The sequence below is a fragment of the Brevundimonas sp. UBA2416 genome, from assembly GCF_002343105.1.
In the GTDB taxonomy this organism is placed as follows: Bacteria; Pseudomonadota; Alphaproteobacteria; order Caulobacterales; family Caulobacteraceae; genus Brevundimonas.
On record NZ_DDRM01000037.1, the window covers coordinates 93367 to 112812 of the forward strand.

Here is a 19446-nt window from a genome sequence, read left to right on the forward strand (position 1 = left end):
GCGCTTCAAGTTTCAGGTGCGGTCTAGCGGCGGCCCGATACGGTCGATTCCGCCGAGGCGTTCTCGAACATCTTGTTGATGTCGCCTGAGGTAACCGGCTTGCCGGCCTCGCGCGTGGGGGCCGCGCCGCCCAGGTTCAGCAGCGGATCGGTGTGCACCGGCACGGCCGCCGCCGCCGCCTTCAGCGCGCCCACGGTGCAGTCTTCCTTCTTGAGCACCGAAAACGGGTCATAGGAGAACTCGCGCATCGCATTGACGTGGGTGATCTTGTCGATCGTCTCGCGTGAAAGATGCTTCACGTCGCCCCACAACTTTTCGGCCGAATTCGGCCAGACCGAGTCAGAGTGCGGATAGTCGCATTCGTACATGACCATGTCCTCGCCGATGTAGTCGAGATTGGCCAAACCGAACTTGTCCTCGATGAAGCAACTGATGATGTGCTTCTTGTAGATGTCGCTCGGCATCTTTCCCGGCCCGAAGTTCGAGTTGGTCCAGGCGCTGTGGTGGCCGTGCGTAAAATCGGCGCGTTCGAGCAGGTACGGAATCCAGCCGATGCCGCCCTCCGAGAGAGCCATCTTCAGTGTGGGGAATTTCTTCCACATCGGACCCCAGATCCAGTCGGCCGCCGAGTTGGCGATCGAGATCGGCATCGAAGTGATCCAGGCGTCGATCGGTGACAAATCCGAGGCATGTTGGGCCGAAGCGCCGGTGCCGATGTGGCAACAGATGACAACCTGGTTGTCAGCACAGACCTTCCATAGTGGATCCCAGTACGAGTCGTGGATCGAGGGCCAACCCGACAAAGCCGGATTGTCGGAGAAGGAGAGGGCGTGAACGCCCAGCCGGGCCATCCGCTCCACCTCCGCCACCGCGGCCTGCATGTCCCAGAACGGCGTGAGCATCAGAGGGATAAACCGGCCCGGCGCTGCGCCGGCCCAGTCGTGGACATGCCAGTCGTTGTACGCCCGGATTGCAGCCAGGGCGACCTCGGGGTCCTGCCTTGAGACGGTTTGGAACCGGGCGCCCGCGAAGCCCGGAAAGGTTGGAAAACAGATTGAACCCAGGATGCCATTGGCATCCATATCCTCGACGCGCGCCTTGATGTCCCAGGTCCCGCGTCGCATCTGCTCGTAGTTGAGCGGCTCCATGCCGTACTCTTCCTTCGGGCGACCGACGACGGAGTTCAGGCCCATGTAGCCCGCGGCCTTTTCCTCGAACATCCATACGTCGCGACCGTCGCGCTGCTCGATATGAGGTTCCCGGCCCTTGAGATGCTTGGGCCAGTGGGGAGTGAAAGCCCCAGGAGGCTCGATCACGTGGTCGTCCACACTCACCAGGATCATGTCATCGACGTTCATGGGCAATCCTCCTCGTCCGGGGCGGAACTGGAGCCGACCCCACAGGCGTTCGGCCCCAAACAGCCTCGCCTTTCAGAATATAGTTCTATATCAAGAATAACACGCTCGTCCATCGCCAAGGCCTGCGACATGAAAATGCCCCTTCCCCCTCTGACCTTCGGTGCGACACCATGATCCGCCGAATGGACCACTTCACAGTCGTGACGGACAGGCTGGACGATACCGTCGCCTTCTACGGGATGTTGGGGCTCACGGTCGGACCGCGCCCCGATTTCGGCGTCGGCGGCGCCTGGCTCTATATTGGGGTGCACCCCGTTCTTCATCTGGTCGAGACGAAGACGATGCCCGAGCCAAGACGTGGCGCGCTGGATCACATGGCCTTCTTCGCCCACGACTTCCAGGCGGTTGCGGCCGATATTGTCCGGGCCGGGCTAACTTACCGCGTCATCCGAACGCCACGCCCGTTCAGTCAATGGCAGATGTTCCTGCAGGATCCCAACGGTGTTGATGTCGAACTGGATTTCGCACCTGAAGAGACCCCGCCAATAGACTGGAAAGACCACGGAGGGCTGACCGGCCGGTAGCTACAAGGTAGCTCAGGTCAAAGCGGACGTCAGCCGTTCGCTCGCGTCTCGAAGGGCGGCTCCGATTGCTTCGAGCGCACTGTCCTCATACTGACCCAACAGCATGACGCCGACGACAGTGAAGGCCACCTCCCCGGCGCGATCGAAGACCGGAGCTGCGATCGTTTGTACGCCCTTGGTGAAATAGCCCTGATCACTGGCCCAGCCGCGCCGTTCAGCGGCCTCGACCTGTTCCCAATAGTCTTCGAAAGACAGTGGCGTCTGCCAGCGTAGAGCCTTGAACGCCGCCTTCAACTCCTTGCGAGACCATCCCAGATGGGGCGCCATCACCCGTCCGGTCGCGGCCATCAGGATCGGTAGCCGTTGGCCCTCCGCCATTTCGATGCGGACATTGGCAGGGCTCGGCACACTCTTGACCAGGACGATTTTGTCCGACCCCAGCCGCTTCCACAGGGTCACCGTGATGTTAAATCGTGCCGCGATGTCTCGCATTTGTGGTGTCGCTGCCGCGACCCGCTGCCCTTCCGTGAGCAGGTTTCCGACCAGCGTCGTCAGGCCCATCCCGACCGAATAGGTCTTACCGACCGGATCGAACTCGACCACGTCTTCCAGCACCAGGGTGCGCAGTATGTTGAAGCAGGTGCTCGCGTTGAGACCCAGGCTTCGTGAAATGGTCACCGACCGGGTCGGCCCACCCGCTTCGACCAGGTATTTGAGGATGCGGATCGCATTGGCCGCCGGCTTGACGATCACAATCTTCTCGGTCGCCTCACCCGACGTCACCGTGTCCGCGCTCGCGACGCCCCCGGCACCAATACGCGGGGCTTTTCCTGCTGCTGATCGCGCCATGCGCACCCTGTCAATCCATGCGGCGCCGCCGCAAGCGTTGCTCTGATTAGCAGGCGACGCCCTTCAAACACTACCGGAAATCGTTGTGTCTGCGGACCGAAATCGGCCTAGCCGTTCGCGGAGGCTTGTTCGCGTATGCTGCTTCTGTGTGCTGGCGCGAAGAGCAAGGTCTCCATACTGTGTCGGTTCTCGGGGTGCTGGAGACCAATGGATGCTGAACCGGGTCGCCCTTTGCAGGGCCTGCGACGCGCGTGGATCGCTGTGCCGATTCGGCGCCGACGAGATTGTCGCCTTGGGCCCAACGGAGGCGCTGGTCAGTCTCAGGTGTCCGGAGACTTTTGAGGGCGGGCCCCAAGTGGCGCACGGAGGTTGGACGGCCGCGGCGTTCGACGATGTTATGGGCCGTTTTCTGACCCATACCGGTCGCCGCACAGTCACCGCCACCCTTACGATAAGCTATAAGGCCCCGGTCCCTGTCGAGACTCCGCTGGAACTGAAGGTTCGCATCCAGTCAAACGAAGGACGGCGCTGGACCGTGACGGGCGAACTGCGCCTGCAGGGCGACGACCTTGAGCTTGCAACTGCGGAAGGCGTCTGGATTGAACGGCGTCCCGACCATTTTGATCGTCACGAGCACCGCCTGGCAGAGTACCGCCGTAGTCAGATCGGATAGCCTGGCCGGGGAAGTTCTGCCGGCCGATGCATCTGGACCACGACAGCATCGATGAGATCCGCATTGATGTGGCTAGAAGCCTCTCAAGGCCAAGCCGCGACGCGTTGCCGCCAGACAACCCGGTCGTCGTATCAGTGTCGAACGACGGTCAACCCTTCTCCTCTCGCCGAAAGACGTTTGAACCGTCTAGAATGAGGGTCGGCGGGCTCCGGGAACGATAGGCGCCGATTGAGAGCCAGGGGACGCGCGAGCGTCGGCAGCGATCGGTGGCGAAACGCCGGGCTTCCTCACAGAAGTTCCTGGCCCGCCCCCTCCCCTAACCGGGGTCGATGATCCCTTGCCGAACCGCGACGGCCACCGCCTCGATGCGGGTCCGGACGCGGAATTTGGCGCAGGCCTTTTCGAGGTAGCTGTCGACCGTGCGCGGCGACAGCGAGAGAATCGTCCCGATGTCGGCGGAACTCTTTCCCAGGCTCGTCCAGTGCAGACATTCCTGTTCCCTGGGACTGAGGGAGACCTCGGGCTTCGCCGGATCGGATTCGGTTGACAGCGCGTCCATACTCACACCGCAGGTTGTCAGGCCTCCTTGCGTAGCCGCGGCCGCCCGACCTCGGCAACGTCGATGTTTTGCGGGCGGGCCGCAGAATTATTGCGGCGGGCTGCTCCGCCCGGCGGGTTGAACCGGGGCGGTGCGGCTCCTATAGGCGTCGGGTCGGGCGCCGTGAGACAGGCGCGCAGCCGGAGCCGGGGTTCGCCCCAAGGCGGAGGCGGCGCTGCGCGCTGAAGTAGCGGGCCTCGTTTTCGCAGAGGATTCCAACGCCCGACCCCTCCGCCTTGCGTCGCGATTCCGTTTGATTCATGGTGGGGCGTCGGCGCTTGCGCCGGCAGGGGCCTGGAATCCCCTGTGCGAAGTCAAACACAACGACGCGCGCCCGGCGCGCCTGTCGCCAGCGGCGGTCCGATCCTGCGCACGCCTGCGCATGGTCGACGCCGAGCCCTCGCGCCTGAGGATTCCGGTTCTGCCCCCGGACGGAGAGGCGTGTTGACCGACACCAGGCAGCTGGACCCGGAAGCGGCGGAGGGGCTGAACAGCCTCTATCGCCGCTATGCGGGCTGGCTCGATGGCCGTCTCAGGGCCCACGTCGATCCGGATCGCGCCGCCGATGTGGTGCAGGACACCTATCTGCGCGCCGCGCCCTACCGTATCGGCGACATCCGCCACCCACGAGCCTTCCTGCTACGGATCGCCATGAATCTCGTGAGGGACGATAGCCGGCGCGCCAGGCGCCAATCCCCGGCGGCCGAACCTCCGGCGCTCGCCGAGGCCGCGTCCCAGGCGGACCAGCTGCTCCTGAAGCAGATCGTGCTGACCATGCCGCCCCTTTACCGGGACGTCTTCGTCCTGAGCCGCTTTGGCGGTATGACCTATGCGGAGATCGCCGCCGCGCGCGGGCTCAACGTCAAGACCGTCGAATGGCGGATGTCGAAGGCGCTTGAGCACTGCGTGGCGCGACTGGACGATTAGGCAGGGTATGATGACGGTCGACGACGACCTCGACATCCGGCGGCGGGAAGCCGCCGCCTGGTTCGCCCGGCTGAGCCAGCGCCGGGTGTCGACGAACGACGTCAAGGCGTTCAGCGCCTGGCGGCGGGACCCCGACAACGCCCAGGCTTACGAGCGGGTGGATTCCGTCTGGGAGTCGAGCCGCGAGCTTGCCGGCGACGCCGACATCGCCGCGCTGACGACCGAGGCCCTGGGCCGGACGCGTCCCGCGCGGGCGCGGGTCTCCGCCTCGGGCCTGCTCAAACCCTTCGCCGGTCTCGCCGCCGCCCTCATCGTCGTGGCCGCGGCGGGGATGTGGATGGTCAACCGTCCGCTCGCCTATGCGACGGAGGTCGGCGAATTGCGGACCATCCAGCTTGAAGACGGGTCACGGCTGACCCTGGACACGGACACCCGCGTCCAGGTCCGGCTGGACTCCGGTCTGCGGTCGGTCATCCTGGTGCGGGGGCAGGCCCTGTTTGACGTCAAGGGAGACCCGAACCGTCCCTTCGTCGTCGCGGCGGGCGACACCCGGGTCACGGCGATCGGCACCCGCTTCGAGGTGCGGCGGGTCGGCGACGGCGCCCGCGTGGTCCTGGTCGAGGGACGCGTCAAGGTCGGCGATCAGCGCGCGCCCCGCGGCGACTGGACCCTGAAGCCCGGCGAACAGGTCGTCACCACCGTCGGCCGTCCCGAGGTCACGCCGGTCGACGCCGCGCGCGCGACCAGCTGGACCACCGGCCGGCTCGTCTTCGAAGGCATGCCCATCCGGACGGCCGTGGCGGAGGTCAACCGGTACAGCGCGCGCAAGGTGGAGCTCCAGGCGCCGAATATCGCCGACATAGCGGTTAGTGGCGCCTTCGACGCCGGCGATGTCGACGGCTTCGTCGCCGCTCTCGAGGATCTCTATCCGGTCGCCGCCGAACGTCGGGCGGACGGCACGGTGATCCTGTCGGGTTCGTCCCCGCCAAAATAATCCGCCCACCGACTTAGGGTCGCCCGACCGTCACAGCGTCTCTTCCCCGGCCCGCGCTTTCGCGGGTAACCAGAGGGGGACATGATGCACAGAGGATTGGGTTCAACGGCGCTCTCGGCGCTGATGCTGGCTTCGGCGTCGCCGGTCATGGCGCAGACCGCCGAACCGGTGCGGCGCTATGAGATCGCGGCCGGACCGCTCGACGCGGCCCTGACCGCTTTCGCCCGCCAGAGCGGCGTACAGATCCTGTATCCCGCCGCCCTTGTCGCGGGTCGACGATCACCTGGGCTGAGCGGCGAACACGCCCCGGACGGCGCCCTGGCGGCCCTGTTGCGCGAGACCGGTCTCGCCCACCGGCGTTCGCGCCCCAACGTCTTCGTCCTCTACGATCCCGCCGCCCGGGCGGCGATTCCGGAGGAACCGGCCGAGCTGGACGACGTCGTGGTGACGGGCAGCCTGATCCGCGGCGTGGCTGACGGACCCTCGCCCGTGGTGATGATCAGCCGGGACGACATCGATCGGGCCGGCCACGCCACCGTCGCCCAGGCCCTCGCCGCCCTGCCGCAGAATTTCGGGGGCACGGCCAATGAAGGCGCGCTGCAGAACGGCGCGGACCGCACCGCGACCAACGGCAGTTTCGCCTCCGGCGTCAATCTGCGCGGTCTTGGCAGCGACGCGACCCTGGTGCTGCTCAATGGCCGGCGCATGGCCGGAACCGGCGCCATGGGGGACTTCGCCGACGTCTCCACAATTCCCACGAGCGCCATCGCCCGTATCGACGTCCTGCTCGACGGGGCCTCGGCCCTGTATGGCGCCGACGCGGTGGGCGGCGTCGTCAACATCATCCTGCGCGACGACTACGACGGGGCGGAAACCCGTCTGCGGCTCGGCGCGACCGCCGACGGGGCCAGCGACGAAGTCCAGCTCGGTCAGACCCTCGGCCGGCGTTGGTCTTCCGGCAGTCTGATGGGGACCTATGAATTTTACGACCGCGGGGCCTTGCCGGTCTCGGCCCGGCGGCTTGCGGGCGACGCGGACCTGCGCTGGCGCGGAGGATCGGACCGCCGGCTCAACTACGCCGCGCCCGGCAATCTGGTGGTCTTCGACCCGGTGGCGGGCGGCTATGTCTCGACCCACGCCATTCCGCTCGGCCAGGACGGCACGGATCTGGACCCTGGCGACTTCCTCGCCGGCCAGACCAACCTCAGCAACCACCGGCGCGGGATGAACGTCCTGCCGCGCCAGACGCGCCACAGCCTGTTCACGGCGCTGCGCCAGGACCTGGGATCGCGCCTCGAACTCAGCGCCGACGCGCGCTACGGCCAGCGTCGCTACGAGACCGTCTCGGCGCCGACGGCCACCCTGCTCACCGTCAACGGCGGCCATCCGTATTTCGCCTCCCCCACCGGGACCGCCTCCCACACCATCGCCTATTCGTTCGAGAACGACCTGCCCAATCCCGGCATCCGCGGCGAGGCCGAGAGCTTCGGCGCCTCTGTCGGCGCCCGGATCGACCTGTCCGGCGATTGGACCCTGGACGCCTATGTCGCCCATGCCTCCGAACGGACCGACAACGAGACCTTCGGCGCCCTGAACTCGACCTTCCTGCGCGAAGCCCTGGGCGCAATCGCCGACAATCCCGCGACGCCCTACAGCGCCGCGCGCGACGGCTTCTTCAACCCGTTCGGCGGCGGCGGCGTCAGTTCGCTCGCCGTCCTGGCCTTCATCAGTTCCGGCTGGACGCACAGCCAGGCGGAAACCGGGGTCAGTTCGGCCAACCTGCAGCTCGACGGTCCGCTGTTCGCCCTGCCCGGCGGCGATATCCGGCTCGCCGCCGGCCTCGCGTTCCGGGAGGAGACCTTCTGGCGGCGCAACGACAGCTTCAGCAGCGGCCTTACGCCGACGACGGGCGTGGCGACCGACACCAGCCGCCAGGTCTCGGCCGTCTTCGGCGAACTGCGCGTGCCGTTGTTCGGCCCCGACAACCGCCGTCCCGGCTTCGAGCGGCTCGAGCTGTCGCTGGCGGCCCGGTTCGAAAATTATGAGGACATCGGCGAAACCACCAGTCCGAAGATCGGACTCGTCTGGGAGCCCACGACGGAACTCGTCGTGCGGGGCAACTACGGCGCCTCTTTCCGCGCTCCGGCGCTGCGCGAGCTGAACGACGCCGCGCGACAGAGCCCGACCTTCCTTCCGCGCGGCGCCCAGCAGGTCCTTTCGATGATCCTGTACGGCGGCAATCCCGACCTCAAGCCGGAAGAGGCCGACACCTGGACGGTGGGCGCCGACTATGCGCCACAGACCCTTCCCGGGCTCAAGCTCGGCTTCAACTGGTTTCGCACGGAGTTCGACAACCGGATCGGCCAGCCGACCTTCGAGAACATCCTGACGGCCCTGTCCGATCCCGCCCTGTCGGCCTTTGTCCGCATCGTCGATCCGCTCAACAACGCGGATGACCGGGCCGCCGTCCAGGCCGTTCTCGACCTGCCGACCACCAATTTTCGCGACGCCTACCCGGCCACGTCCTACGGGGCGATCGTCGACGCCCGCTACGTCAACGCCGCCCGTGTCGAGGTGGAGGGGATCGACGCAAACGCCCGCTACGCCTTCGATTTCGGTCCCGATGCCTTCGACCTCGGACTGACGCTGTCGTATCTGGCCCGGTTCGACAGCTGGACGACCCCGGACGCCTCGCCCCAGTCGCTGCGCGACCGCCCCAACTATCCGGTCGGTCTGCGGGGCCGCGGCTCCCTGGGCTGGGCGCGAGGTCCCTGGAGCGCCTCGGCCTCGCTGCACTATGTCGATTCCTATCGCGACCTCGCCGGGTCGCGCATCGGCTCCTGGACCACGGCAGACGCCCAGATCCGCTATGCGCCGGAGACCGGCCCCTTCCAGGGGTCTGCGGTCGCCCTGACGGTGCAGAACCTGTTCGATCGCGATCCGCCCTTCTACGACGCGCCCGAAGGCATCGGTTACGACGCGGCCAACACCAGCGTCATCGGCCGGTTCATCGCCGTGCAGCTGACCCGGACCTGGTGATGCGTCCGGTCTGTCTGCTGCTGGCCGCCGTCCTCGGGACGGCGGCCAGCCCGGCCGTGGGCGAGACGCCGCGGCCGGTCACCATCGAGGCCGTGCTGGGTCAGGAAAGTCTCGGCCAGGTCCGGATCGGCCCTGGGGGCCGCTGGATCGTCGTCGAACGCCGCGCCGCCTGGTCGTCGGCGGCCAGCTACCGCTTCGGGCTGATGACCACCCATCTGCTGAGCGGTCTGGAGATACACGACACGACATCCGGCGCGCCGCCGCAGGTCATTTCCGACCCTGGCCACGCGACCGGCTATGTCTCCGGGCCCTTCTCCCCCGATGGCGAACGGATGCTGGTCTTCCGGCTGACCGAAACGAGCTGGCGCCTCGGGGTGCTGACCCTGGCGACCGGCGAGACCCGGTGGTTCGCCCTGACCCCGGAGTACACGGGCCTCGGCCGCACGGTCGCCTGGCGCTCGGCGACGGAGGTGGTCGTGATCGCGCGGGCGCCCGACGATCTTCCGCTGGTGTTCCGTCTCGGCGGCCAGACCCAGGTGCGCAAGGCGGCGCTGTGGCGCCGGTTCGAGTCGGGTCACGCGCCCTCCGCGGTCTCGATTCCCAGCGGCGCGCATCGCAGCGACCGCGAACCTGCCGCGCCGGCGCGCCTGCTCCGCCTCGATCTCGTCACGGGCGCCCAGACCGAGCTCGCCACCGGGGCGCTGTTCGACTTCGAACTGTCCCCGAATGGCGCGGCGATTGTCATGCTGGCCGACGCCGAAGACCTGCAGGCGAGCGGCGACGCCCCGGTGCGGGTCGGGACGCCGGCGCGACGCAGGCGGCTGTTGATGGTCGACATTGAAAGCCGGCAAGTGGACGAGCCCCTGCCCGATCAGGATTTCCTGTCGCATCTGCTGAGCTGGTCGCCGGACGGGCGGTCCGTGCTGGTCTTCGGCCGGACGCCCGGCGGGTCATGGGGCGACGGCCGCTTCTGGCGCGTCTCCCGCGCCGACCCGGCCCGGTCCGTGCCGCTCGGCGACGCCCGCCCCTGGGTCGGCGAACAGGCCGACGGCATGCCCTTCGTGCGGGCGGGCTGGGACGGCGAAGCGCCCCTCGTCCAGGTCCGGACGTCAGACGACGCCCGGGCATGGCGTCGCGCCGCGCCGATCCCCTTGACCGTCCCGGTCCACGAGCCGTCGGAACGCCTGCTGCAGGCTGGCGATCACGCCTGGATCGAACGCAGCGACGGCCTTTACCGGCTCGATGCGTCCGCCGACGCTCCGGGCCTCCGCGGGCGACTGCAGAGCGCCGAGCGCGCCGCCGACGGCGGCGGTCGGGCGCGAACCAACCCGACCGCGGTCGGCCCGGCGCCGGGCGTTCTGCTTCGGGCCGGATGCCTCACCCGCCTCGGCGCGTCGCGATCCGGTGCCTGCCTGCCGCCCCTGGGCCCGGACGAGACCCTCGTCGCCGCCAGCCCGGACGCGCGGTTCGTGGTCGTGCAGAGCCTTTCGGCGACGGGATCGACCCGCCTGCTGCGGCGCGATCCGAACGGCGACCATCCGCTCGCCGCGCTCAACCTCGCGCTCGACCCGCTGGCCTGGGGTCGGATCGAAGCCGTCACCCACCCCGGGCCGGGGGGCCAGGTCCTGACCAGCTGGCTGCTGCTTCCGCCGCCAGACCCCGACGGCGGGAGGGCCCCCGTGGCGGTGGTCCTCTACCCCGGCGCCGCCTACCCCGTTTCGCCCTTCTGGCTTCGGCCAGGCGGGGAGCGGCGGCACATCAATCCCGCCGTCCTGGCCGCCCACGGCTACGCCGTGCTTGTGCCCTCCCTACCGCGCCCCGCCGCCGGCGGGACGGGCCTCGACGATCTGGCCGCACGGATCGACGCCATCGTCGACCAGGCGGCGCGACAGGCGGCGGTCGACCCCGCCCGCGTGGCCTTGGTCGGACACAGCTATGGCGGACACGCCGCCCTGCTGGCCGCGGCGCAAAGCGAGCGCTTCCGCGCCGTGATCGCCTCGGCCGGATACGCCGACCTCTCTCGGGTCTATGCTTTGACGCCGCATTTCCTGGTCTCCCCCGACGACGGGGTGCCGATCAACGCCCTCGCGGGCTGGGCCGAGAGCGGTCAGGGCGCGATCGGCGCCAGTCTACCGGCGCGACCCGAGGCCTATGTCGACAACAGTCCGGTCTATTTCGCCGACCGGATCCGCACCCCCGTCCTGCTGATCGAGGGCGACCTCGACCCGGCCGGCGGCGATGTCCTGTTCGGGGCGCTTTACCGGCTGGGACGCGAGGCCGATCTCGTGACCTATGCGGGCGAAGGCCATGTTTTCGTCAGCCCGGCCAACCTGCGCGACCTCCACGCCCGAATCCTCGCCTGGCTGGACCGCTATCTGGGTCCGGCGAACATCGGCGATCCGCCCCTCCCAGTGCTGCGCCCAGACCTCCAGGACGGCGCCGACCAGCAACCGGTTGTAGCCCGGCCCGACAATCAGGCGATCCTCTGCCAGGTCCCGCTCCAGGGCCTTGCCGTCCAATAGCCCCTGGTCGACCTGAAGCCCGTTGAGCAGCAGCGGCCTCAGGGTCGCGAGACTGGCCCGGGTGACATGGCCGTAGAAGCAGCTGAGATCGCCCTTGTTGCGGCGTTCGATCAGCATCGGCGGCAAGCGATCGGCGAAGGCCCGGCGCGCCAGACCGCGATCGCGCACGCCCGCGATCAGCCGGTCGGCGGGAATGGCGAGGCAATGCTCGACCACCGGCTGGCTCAGCAGGGGATGAAGCAGATCCCCGGCGCGGGCGCGAAGGCAGTCGCCCCAGAACAGCTGGGCGTTGACGAACTGGCGCAGCTGTCCGGTCTTGGCCGGCGGCAGATCCTCGATGTCTTCCAGCCACGGATGCCGCCGCCCGGACGCGGGCCGGGGTCCGGTGGCGCGCAGTCCCAGGGCGCAACCGAGCACCGTCCAGGCCGAATGACGGGTCCAGCGCCCCACGGCGGCGAGGAAGGCCGGCGAGAGGCCGGCCGGCCCTTCGCGCCGGAAGCGGTCGGCCGCCACCGCGGGATCGGGCGCCTGGAAGAAGACAGCGTCCCCGCCCTGCCCGGTCAGCAGGGCCGTGGCCCGGCCCCTGCGCATGCGCGCGGCGACCTCGCCGTCATAGGTGACATCGACGCCTTGGAGCGCCGGACGCACGCTCTCGCCCAGGGGGCGCAGCTGACGCAGGGTGATGGCCTCGACCGGCTTGCGGACCGTGGCGAGGTCGAGCTTCAGCCTGTGGGCGACGGCCTCGGCCCAGGGCCGCTCGTCGCCTTCGCGCCAGTCGCCATGGAAGTTGAGGAACCGGGCCTGCCCGGCCCGGCCGGTCGCGGCCAGACTGCCGGCGACGATGGCCGAATCCAGTCCGCCGGAGAGTTCGGCGACGACCCGGCGGTGCGGATCGACCAGGTCGGCGACCGTTTCATCCACCACCCCGGCCAGGCCGGCGAGGCTTTCGTCCCACCCGGCGCCCGCCCGGCAGAAGGTCGAGGGCCGCCACACCGGTATGGACGCCTGGTCCCCGGCGATCAGGGCGAGCGTCCCGGGATTGACCGCGGTCAGCCCCGTCAGCGCCAGGCGGTCGCCGAGCAGCTCGGGGGCCTCGGCGATCTCGCGCAGCACGGTCCATTCGATGGCCAGGTCCGCGGGCAGGAGCGGATCGAGCTCGCGCGGCGGCTCCGCGACCGCCAGCACGGCCCCGCCGTGGCGCCACCAGACGCAGTCGACAGCGCCGGTGGGATCGCGCAGCAGAGCGAGACGGCCCTCGTCGTCGCGCCAGGCGAGGATGTAGCGCCCCCAGCCGGCGCCGACGACCGCCCGGGCAAGGTCCGCCGGTCGACTGTTGACGGCCACAAGGGTCGACAGCGGCCTGGGCCCACGCCAGTCGCCGATCAGGACATGACGGCGGCCGACCTGGCGGACCCTGAGACGCGCGCGCGGACCGAGCAGGACTTGCAGGTCCTCGACCGCGTGCGAGGCGCGCCACCCCTTGCGCACCAGGTCCGCGATCGCGGCCTCGACCGGCGCGCGGGACGCCTCGCCGAGATCCCGCTGGTCAAGGATCAGATAGCCATGGTCTGCGGGTCCCGGGCCCGTCATCGGCGGTACAGCGGCGTATAGGGCCACAGCCGCTCGACGTCGTCGTTGAGACAGACGTCGTCGAGCTGCACCCAGCAATGGGCGGCGAAGGGCCAGAGCCGGACCCCGAACACCCAGTCCGCCGCGAGTCCCATGCGGCGCAGGAAGGCGACCAGCATGGCGGAGCGCACGAGACATTCGCCCTCGACCGGCAACCAGGCGCCGATCGTCCAGAACTGCCGCGCCGCCGCCTCTACCGCCTCCGCATCGCGCGACAGGGGACGGCGGGCCTCGGCGAGCGCCAGCCAGGCGACCAGCCCCTCGCCCCGGCGGGCGCAACGGATGTCCGCCGGCACGGCGAGCGCCGCGGCGAGACCTCGGGCCGATACGGCGCAGGACAGGGGCTGATGAATGAGGGTCCGCGTCGGAAGTGGCGGCGGGGCCGGCCGCGGGGCCGGCGGCTCCGGACCCAGCAGGCCCCCGGCCTGCAGGGCGTCGGCCACGGCCCCCTGCCGTAGCGAGTCCCGGGCGCAGGGCTCCAGGGCGGCGGCGCCGTCGGGCAGGCAAAGATAGGCGTCCCGCGCGAGGTCGAGCAGGGCGAGATCCTCGCCGATGGCGACGGCGTGGACGTCAGGTCGGAGATACAGGGTCATCGCCGAAGCGGTCGGACAGACGAGGGGCGCCGGCGCGAAGCCGGCGCCCCCGCCGTCAGCCCTGCTGCCAGAGCCGCACCGGGATCTGTTCGAAATCCCCGGTGGTGGAATCGGCGCGGGTGGCCTGTTCGGCCGAGCCGAGCCGGACGAGATCGGCGCGAACGCCGGCGCTCTCATAGAGTCGCACCGGAATCTGCTCCATGTCGCCTTCGGTGGCGTCCGCACGGGTGGCGGTCCGGGCGGAGCCCAGACCGATCAGGTGCGGCGTGGTCGCGGTCTTCATGACGTAACCTCCTGTCAACGGGGCCCATCGCCCCGTCGCGCCAGTCCGCGCCCGCCAGGTTCTATTTTCAAACTATATTCGTTCTATACTTTCCGCCGACCGCCGCATGACTGAAAACACGGACTGGGCGGCCGCGATCCGGTTCCGATGGTAGGCGTCGATCGCCGGCCTGAGATCGCTCATCCGGCCTTCGAGAAAGAGTTCCTCCTGGTGCGCGACCGCTTCGTCGGCGATCGGATCGACAAGGCGTTCGACCCGTCGGACCGGACGCAGCTGAAGCGCCGTGCGGCGGTAGACCCGGTCGAGCACATCATTGCCCGCCCAGGCCAGCAGGTTGTCGTAGAAGGCCTCGATCCGGGGGCGAGGCGACGCCTCAAGGCGTGGCGGCCGCGCGCCCGGCGGAATCCGCTCGATGGCCCATCCGGCCAGCCGCCAGTGCAGTTCATAGAGATCGGCGATGTCCGACGCCGTCGGGCTCGGCGCGAAATAGCCGTGGCCGGGTCGGTGCTCCAGCACGCCCTCGCCGGAAAGTCGGGCGAGGGCTTCGCGGACCGGCGTGGGGCTGAGGCCCAGTTCGGTCGCCAGGGCGGTGGCGACGAGCGGCCGGCCCCAGCCGAACCGGCCTTCGGATGCGAAATCCGTCAGGGCGGCCACCGCAAGATGATAGGGATCGCGCGCCTTCACGGGCCCCGGTCCGGCCACGCCGCTCCGGCTCGGAACCTGTCCGGCGACCCATGGTCGGCGGGTGATCGTGTATCCATTAACACTCTTCAAGTTCTCGCAAGGTGCGCGCAGGTTTCTTGCGCACGCGCGCAAGACTTTCGCCCCCGTGGCTTTCACGACTTTCATTTGAAGCGCGATTGCCCCATTTTTCAACCAGCAGGGGTACGGAAGGATGAGTCCGGCGGCCTCATGGATGTGGAAGAGTCCGGACGATGGATCCCGCCGAACGTCAGTCGCAGAGCGAGACCCTGTCTTCGGCCCTGCGTCTGATCCGCGCCCATCGCCGCATGAAGACCGCCGAGGTCGCCGAGGCGATGGGTATGGCCCTGCGGTCCTACGAACATTTCGAGGCGGGCGGCGGGCGCATCAATCTAGAACGCATCCATCGCTTTGCCGAGGTTACGGATTCCGACCCCTACGCCATCCTCGCGGCCCTGGCCCTCGGCTCGCCGCAGTTCGCCCTGCGCAGCGCCGACAACAAGCTGATGACCATTCTGACCGTCGCCCTGCAGGAGTTCGACGAGACCCTCGGCGACGTCATCGTCGAGCTCGACGCCCGCACCCTGATCAACGCCTTCACCCGGACGATGAAGGACCTGGCGCTGCAGGCGGTCCGCCGCGACAGCGCGGCCCAGGACTGGCTCGAGACGCGGGTCGCCAGGCTCGTCTCGCCGGGCGGCGGCGAGGACGAGGGCGGCGCCGGGAAATCCCGACCGTAGACGCCCCGCCGGAAAGCTGCGGTCTGGCCGTGGATTTCGTTCGGCCTTCTGCTGGCGTCATGACGCCGCCGTCCCTGCGCCCACACGCCGCGCCGCCCGCCCCCGACGAGCCCCTGTCGGCGCGGCAATGCGAGTGCCTCGCCCTCGCCGCCCGGGGTCTGACCTCGGCGGCGATCGGCGAGCGTCTCGGCATCTCCGGCCGCACCGTTGACGAACACCTGATGCGGGCCTGCCGAACTCTGGGCGTGCGCACCCGGATCCAGGCCGTCGCCCGCCTCGCCGCCCGGACCGGACCGATGCCCGAGTCCCGCAGCTTCCTACCGTAGATTTCCGACGGGCCGGCCGCGGGTCGCGGGCGGCGGTCGGGATCGGGTTTGCTGGGGCCCTGAACGGAGCCCGTCTTGCTGGACCTCAATCTCATTCTCGCCCTGTCCCAGGCCTGCGCCCCCCAGGCGGCGCCGCAGACCATGGCCGCCATCGCCTGGACCGAAAGCCGGTTCGATCCCCTGGCCATCGGCGTGAACCGCGGCCCCCGGCCCGCCCGGCGCCCCCGCGACGCCGCCGACGCCGCCCGGATCGCCCGCGGCCTGCTGGCGCGGGGCGCCAACCTCGACCTCGGCCTGGCCCAGATCAACAGCGCCAACCTGGCCTGGCTCGGCCTGTCGGTCGAGGCGGCGTTCGATCCCTGCCGCAACCTGTCCGCCGCCGGCGTCGTGCTGCGGGCCGGCTACCGGCCCGCGCGGGGCGGGGACCGTCAGGCGGCGCTGCGGGTCGCCCTGTCGCGCTACAACACCGGACATCCCGAACGTGGTTTCCGCAACGGCTATGTCGCGCGCGTCGAGCGCGCCGCCGTCGCCCTGTCGCTCGCCCCGCCCGCACCCGCCTCGCACACCGCCGCCGCCGAGGCGCCGGTCGTCGTCCGCCCGGCGACGCCGGCGCTTTCCGCCCGGACGCCGGACCCGCCGGCCTGGGACGTGTTCGGCCGCGCCCGCTTTAGCGCGACCATCGCTTTCGCGCCATCCGCACCCAGCTGGAGAGACCCGAGATGACCCCTCGCCCCGCCCGCGCGCGCCGCGTCTGCGCCACCGGCGCCATCGCCGCCGCCGCCACCCTGATCCTGGTCCAGCCGGCCTTCGCCTCGGCCAATGTCGAGGGCCTGCTGCAGAACGTCGTCGACATGCTGACGGGCAACACCGCGCGCCTGCTGGCGGTGCTCGCCGTGGTCGTCGTCGGCATCCTGTGGATGTTCGGCCTGTTCGACCTGCGCCGGGCGGCCATCGTGGTGCTGGGCATCGTCGTCGTCTTCGGCGCCGCCGAGATCGTCAACCTGATCACCGGCGGCGCCTGATGGAGCCGTTCGTCCCCTGGCTGATCACCACCGGCGCGGCCGTCCTCGGACCCGGACTGATGCTGGGCCTGCGATTGATCTCTCCCGGCCGCTTCGCCCGGATCGTCGCCGGCCTGCTGACCGGACTGTTGCTCGGCTTCGTCGCAGCCCGCCTCGCGCCGGGAGGGCCCCATGGCTGAGGCTCGCCTGATTGAGGAGAAGCTGATCGAGGATCCGCTTTTTCTGGCCTGCACCCGTCCGGCCATGGTCATGGGGGTGCCGATAGAGGCGATGGGCGTCAACCTCATCGTCTCGGGCATCGTCTTCCTGGTCGGCGGCAGCCTGCTCTATCTGCTGGTCGCCCCCGCCGTGCACCTGGTGTTCCGCGCCATCTGCCGGGCCGACCACAACGCCTTCCGGCTGCTGCTTGTCCATGTCGACACCAAGGGCCGCGCGCGCAACGGCGCCCTGTGGGGCGGCAGCTCGGCCTCGCCCCTCCCCCTGGCGCGGCGCTATCGTCCGGTGGAGCTGACCCGTGGCTGAGGGCGGCGTTTCCGTCACGCGGCTGCGGCGCGAGGGCGAGGTGCGCCCGAACCTGCCCTATGCCCGCCACGTCAGCGACCACGTCGTCGCGCTCGACAGCGGCGCCCTGATGATGGTGTTCCAGATCGACGGGGCCAGCTTCGAGACCGCCGACGCCCGCGATCTCAACGACTGGCACGTCAAGCTCAACCAGGCCTGGCGCAACCTCGCCGATGAACGTCTCGCGGTCTGGCACCATGTGGTCCGGCGCGAGGCCGCGCCCCTACCATTCAGCGGCTATCGCTCGACCTTCGCCGCCGAACTGGGCGCGGCCTATGACGCGCGGATCGCCGAGCGCCCGCTGCGGGTCAACGAACTGTTCGTCACCCTCGTCCTGCATCCCGGCCGGGACGCCGGAGACCGCGCCGCTGCCCTGATGAAGCGGCTGAAATCGGCCCGGCGGGACGGGACCGAGGCGCTGCCCGACCACATTCGCCGCCTCGAGGAGGCCGGGCGCGATCTGGTCCAGTACCTCGGCCGTTACGCCCCGCGGCGGCTGGGCCTGTCCGAGCGGTCGGGCCTGTGGTTCTCCGAACCGCTGGAGGTGATGCGGCTGGTGCTGACCGGCCGCCGCTCCGCCGTCCCCCTCGTCCACGGCCATCTCGGATCGGCGATCTACACCGTCCGCGCCATCTTCGGCCGCGAGACGCTGGAACTGCGCGACGTCTCGGACGCCCGTTACGCCGGCGTCCTGGCCATCAAGGAATATCCGGCGGCGACCCGCCCTGGCCTTTGGGACGCCCTGCTCAGCGCCCGGTTCGACTTCGTCGCCAGCCAGTCCTTCGCCTTCCTGTCCAAGGCCTCCTCCCGGGCCGTGATGGAGCGCAAACAGAACCAGATGGTCTCCGCGCGCGACCGCGCCGCCTCCCAGATCGCAGGCCTGTCGGAGGCGCTCGACGACCTGGTCAGCAACCGGTTCGTCATGGGCGAACACCACGCCTCGGTGCTGGTGCACGGCGACACCCCGTCGGCCCTGGCCGATCATCTGTCGCGCGCCCGCGCCGTCCTGGCGGACTCCGGCCTGGTCGTGGCGCGCGAGGACCTCGGTCTGGAGGCGGCGTTCTGGGCCCAGTTCCCCGGCAATTTCGCGCGCCGCACCCGGCCCGCGGCCATCACCTCGCGCAATTTCGCGGCGCTTGCGCCCTTCCACGCCCATCCGGTCGGCAAGGCGCGCGGCAACCACTGGGGCGAGGCGGTGGCGACCCTGCGCACCACCGCCGGCTCGCCCTTCCACTTCAACTTCCACGTCGGCGATCTCGGCCACACCTTCATCTGCGGCCCGTCCGGCTCCGGCAAGACTGTGGTGCAGAACTTCATGCTGGCCCAGCTCGAACGGTTCGACGCCCAGCAGCTGTTCATCGATAAGGACCGCGGCGCCGAACTGTTCGTGCGCGCCTGCGGCGGGACCTATCTGGCGCTGCGCAACGGCGAGCCGACCGGCTTCGCCCCCTTCAAGGCCCTGGCTCCGTCGCCCGCCAATCGCGCCTTTCTGGTGCGGCTGGTGCGCGCCCTCGTCGCGCGGCCGGACGAGACCCTCAACGTGGCCGAGGCGCGCGCGATAGATCAGGGCATTGCGGCGCTGGAGGCCCTGCCGCGCGAACGCCGCTCGATCGCCGCCCTGCGCAGCCTGCTCGGCCAGGGCGACGCCGGCGGCGTCGGGGCCCGGCTGGAACGCTGGCAGCGCGGCGGACCTCTGGGCTGGGTGCTCGACAATGACGAGGACGCCCTGACCCTGGACGCGCGCTTCGCGGGCTTCGACATCACCCAGCTGCTGGATCACGACGAGGTCCGCACCCCGGCCATCCTCTATCTGTTTCACCGCATCGCCGAACGCGTCGACGGGCGCCGGCTGGTTGTGGACATCGACGAGTTCTGGAAGGTGCTGGGCGACCCGGCCTTCACCGACCTGGCCCAGGACGGGCTCAAGACCTGGCGCAAGCAAAACGCCTTCATGGTGTTCGGGACCCAGTCCCCGGCCGACGCCCTGCGCTCGCCGATCGCCCACGCCATCCTCGAACAGTGCGCGACCAAGATCTTCCTGCCCAA

19 protein-coding genes and 1 pseudogene are annotated in these 19446 nt (G+C 69.5%); 13 read left to right on the top strand and 7 right to left on the bottom strand.

Going from position 1 to position 19446, the window contains the following annotated elements:
• Positions 1-23: 23 nt before the first annotated feature.
• On the bottom strand, positions 24-1358 hold the full coding sequence (locus B3E43_RS11850; RefSeq protein WP_292029717.1) for an amidohydrolase family protein: 1335 nt from the start codon (positions 1356-1358) through the stop codon (positions 24-26).
• A gap of 182 nt (positions 1359-1540) precedes the next feature.
• Between B3E43_RS11850 and B3E43_RS11855 the strand changes: the two genes are divergently transcribed.
• The gene (locus tag B3E43_RS11855; protein ID WP_292029720.1) at positions 1541-1942 is read left to right on the top strand and encodes a VOC family protein; all 402 of its coding nucleotides are present in this window, start codon (positions 1541-1543) and stop codon (positions 1940-1942) included.
• A gap of 12 nt (positions 1943-1954) precedes the next feature.
• On the opposite strand, the gene B3E43_RS11860 is transcribed toward B3E43_RS11855, so the two are convergent.
• Positions 1955-2791, bottom strand: a complete 837-nt coding sequence (locus B3E43_RS11860) for an IclR family transcriptional regulator (protein WP_292029722.1) — start codon at positions 2789-2791, stop codon at positions 1955-1957.
• 211 nt (positions 2792-3002) lie between these two features.
• Here B3E43_RS11860 and B3E43_RS11865 point away from each other — a divergent pair, with 211 nt between their 5' ends.
• Positions 3003-3464 carry a PaaI family thioesterase gene (locus B3E43_RS11865; RefSeq protein ID WP_292029724.1) on the top strand — a complete coding sequence of 154 codons (462 nt, stop codon included), beginning with the start codon at positions 3003-3005 and terminating at the stop codon, positions 3462-3464.
• 316 nt (positions 3465-3780) lie between these two features.
• Here the strand turns inward: B3E43_RS11865 and B3E43_RS11870 are convergent, their stop codons facing one another.
• Positions 3781-4023: a helix-turn-helix transcriptional regulator gene (locus B3E43_RS11870; protein WP_292029726.1), complete on the bottom strand. Its 243-nt coding sequence runs from the start codon at positions 4021-4023 to the stop codon at positions 3781-3783.
• Between the two features lie 480 nt (positions 4024-4503).
• Here B3E43_RS11870 and B3E43_RS11875 point away from each other — a divergent pair, with 480 nt between their 5' ends.
• The 4 genes from B3E43_RS11875 (at position 4504) to B3E43_RS11890 (ending at position 11544) form a co-directional block, all read left to right on the top strand.
• Entirely contained in the window at positions 4504-4989 is a 486-nt protein-coding gene (locus tag B3E43_RS11875) for an RNA polymerase sigma factor (protein WP_414631356.1), read from the top strand.
• Between the two features lie 10 nt (positions 4990-4999).
• A complete protein-coding gene (locus tag B3E43_RS11880) occupies positions 5000-5983 on the top strand; it encodes a FecR family protein (RefSeq protein WP_292029730.1) in 984 nt (327 codons plus the stop codon).
• Positions 5984-6064: 81 nt separating this feature from the next.
• Complete coding sequence (locus B3E43_RS11885) at positions 6065-9022, top strand: TonB-dependent receptor (protein ID WP_292029732.1); 2958 nt, start codon at positions 6065-6067, stop codon at positions 9020-9022.
• Positions 9022-11544, top strand: coding sequence for an alpha/beta hydrolase family protein (locus B3E43_RS11890; protein ID WP_292029734.1), 2523 nt, complete (start codon positions 9022-9024; stop codon positions 11542-11544). The genes B3E43_RS11885 and B3E43_RS11890 overlap by 1 nt, the downstream gene beginning before the upstream one ends.
• A 15-nt stretch (positions 11545-11559) precedes the next feature.
• Here B3E43_RS11890 and B3E43_RS11895 read toward each other — a convergent pair.
• The 4 genes and pseudogenes from B3E43_RS11895 to B3E43_RS11910 form a co-directional block, all read right to left on the bottom strand.
• Positions 11560-13134: pseudogene (locus B3E43_RS11895) on the bottom strand (asparagine synthase-related protein); the annotation flags it as partial.
• Positions 13131-13766, bottom strand: a complete 636-nt coding sequence (locus B3E43_RS11900) for a lasso peptide biosynthesis B2 protein (RefSeq protein WP_292029737.1) — start codon at positions 13764-13766, stop codon at positions 13131-13133. The pseudogene B3E43_RS11895 and the gene B3E43_RS11900, both read right to left, overlap by 4 nt.
• Before the next feature lie 55 nt (positions 13767-13821).
• Complete coding sequence (locus B3E43_RS11905; RefSeq protein ID WP_292029740.1) at positions 13822-14049, bottom strand: hypothetical protein; 228 nt, start codon at positions 14047-14049, stop codon at positions 13822-13824.
• A 72-nt stretch (positions 14050-14121) separates the two neighbouring features.
• A complete protein-coding gene (locus B3E43_RS11910; protein WP_292029742.1) occupies positions 14122-14733 on the bottom strand; it encodes a GntR family transcriptional regulator in 612 nt (203 codons plus the stop codon).
• Positions 14734-14984: 251 nt separating this feature from the next.
• Between B3E43_RS11910 and B3E43_RS11915 the strand changes: the two genes are divergently transcribed.
• From B3E43_RS11915 to B3E43_RS11945, 7 genes are all read left to right on the top strand, one after another.
• Positions 14985-15491 (top strand): helix-turn-helix domain-containing protein, encoded by a 507-nt coding sequence (locus B3E43_RS11915; protein ID WP_292029744.1) that lies wholly within the window; start codon positions 14985-14987, stop codon positions 15489-15491.
• 59 nt (positions 15492-15550) lie between these two features.
• Positions 15551-15817 carry a helix-turn-helix domain-containing protein gene (locus tag B3E43_RS11920; protein ID WP_292029746.1) on the top strand — a complete coding sequence of 89 codons (267 nt, stop codon included), beginning with the start codon at positions 15551-15553 and terminating at the stop codon, positions 15815-15817.
• A gap of 75 nt (positions 15818-15892) precedes the next feature.
• Positions 15893-16540, top strand: coding sequence for a lytic transglycosylase domain-containing protein (locus B3E43_RS11925; protein ID WP_292029748.1), 648 nt, complete (start codon positions 15893-15895; stop codon positions 16538-16540).
• Positions 16537-16839, top strand: a complete 303-nt coding sequence (locus B3E43_RS11930) for a TrbC/VirB2 family protein (protein WP_292029749.1) — start codon at positions 16537-16539, stop codon at positions 16837-16839. The genes B3E43_RS11925 and B3E43_RS11930 overlap by 4 nt, the downstream gene beginning before the upstream one ends.
• Entirely contained in the window at positions 16839-17018 is a 180-nt protein-coding gene (locus B3E43_RS11935; RefSeq protein WP_292029753.1) for a hypothetical protein, read from the top strand. Before B3E43_RS11930 ends, B3E43_RS11935 begins: the two co-directional genes overlap by 1 nt.
• Entirely contained in the window at positions 17011-17361 is a 351-nt protein-coding gene (locus B3E43_RS11940; protein ID WP_292029755.1) for a type IV secretion system protein VirB3, read from the top strand. Before B3E43_RS11935 ends, B3E43_RS11940 begins: the two co-directional genes overlap by 8 nt.
• On the top strand, positions 17354-19446 hold a 2093-nt coding region (locus B3E43_RS11945; protein ID WP_292029757.1), incomplete at its 3' end, for a VirB4 family type IV secretion/conjugal transfer ATPase. The genes B3E43_RS11940 and B3E43_RS11945, both read left to right, overlap by 8 nt.

Excerpts from the sequence above, each read along its gene's own strand:
- B3E43_RS11855 (WP_292029720.1), top strand. The coding sequence starts at position 1,541 with ATGGACCACTTCACAGTCGTGACGGACAGGCTGGACGATACCGTCGCC.
- B3E43_RS11880 (WP_292029730.1), top strand. The coding sequence starts at position 5,000 with ATGACGGTCGACGACGACCTCGACATCCGGCGGCGGGAAGCCGCCGCC.
- B3E43_RS11890 (WP_292029734.1), top strand. The coding sequence starts at position 9,022 with ATGCGTCCGGTCTGTCTGCTGCTGGCCGCCGTCCTCGGGACGGCGGCC.
- B3E43_RS11865 (WP_292029724.1), top strand. The coding sequence starts at position 3,003 with ATGCTGAACCGGGTCGCCCTTTGCAGGGCCTGCGACGCGCGTGGATCG.
- B3E43_RS11930 (WP_292029749.1), top strand. The coding sequence starts at position 16,537 with ATGACCCCTCGCCCCGCCCGCGCGCGCCGCGTCTGCGCCACCGGCGCC.
- B3E43_RS11850 (WP_292029717.1), bottom strand. The coding sequence starts at position 1,358 with ATGAACGTCGATGACATGATCCTGGTGAGTGTGGACGACCACGTGATC.
- B3E43_RS11905 (WP_292029740.1), bottom strand. The coding sequence starts at position 14,049 with ATGAAGACCGCGACCACGCCGCACCTGATCGGTCTGGGCTCCGCCCGG.
- B3E43_RS11940 (WP_292029755.1), top strand. The coding sequence starts at position 17,011 with ATGGCTGAGGCTCGCCTGATTGAGGAGAAGCTGATCGAGGATCCGCTT.
- B3E43_RS11920 (WP_292029746.1), top strand. The coding sequence starts at position 15,551 with ATGACGCCGCCGTCCCTGCGCCCACACGCCGCGCCGCCCGCCCCCGAC.
- B3E43_RS11915 (WP_292029744.1), top strand. The coding sequence starts at position 14,985 with ATGGATCCCGCCGAACGTCAGTCGCAGAGCGAGACCCTGTCTTCGGCC.
- B3E43_RS11900 (WP_292029737.1), bottom strand. The coding sequence starts at position 13,766 with ATGACCCTGTATCTCCGACCTGACGTCCACGCCGTCGCCATCGGCGAG.
- B3E43_RS11860 (WP_292029722.1), bottom strand. The coding sequence starts at position 2,791 with ATGGCGCGATCAGCAGCAGGAAAAGCCCCGCGTATTGGTGCCGGGGGC.
- B3E43_RS11870 (WP_292029726.1), bottom strand. The coding sequence starts at position 4,023 with ATGGACGCGCTGTCAACCGAATCCGATCCGGCGAAGCCCGAGGTCTCC.
- B3E43_RS11935 (WP_292029753.1), top strand. The coding sequence starts at position 16,839 with ATGGAGCCGTTCGTCCCCTGGCTGATCACCACCGGCGCGGCCGTCCTC.
- B3E43_RS11885 (WP_292029732.1), top strand. The coding sequence starts at position 6,065 with ATGATGCACAGAGGATTGGGTTCAACGGCGCTCTCGGCGCTGATGCTG.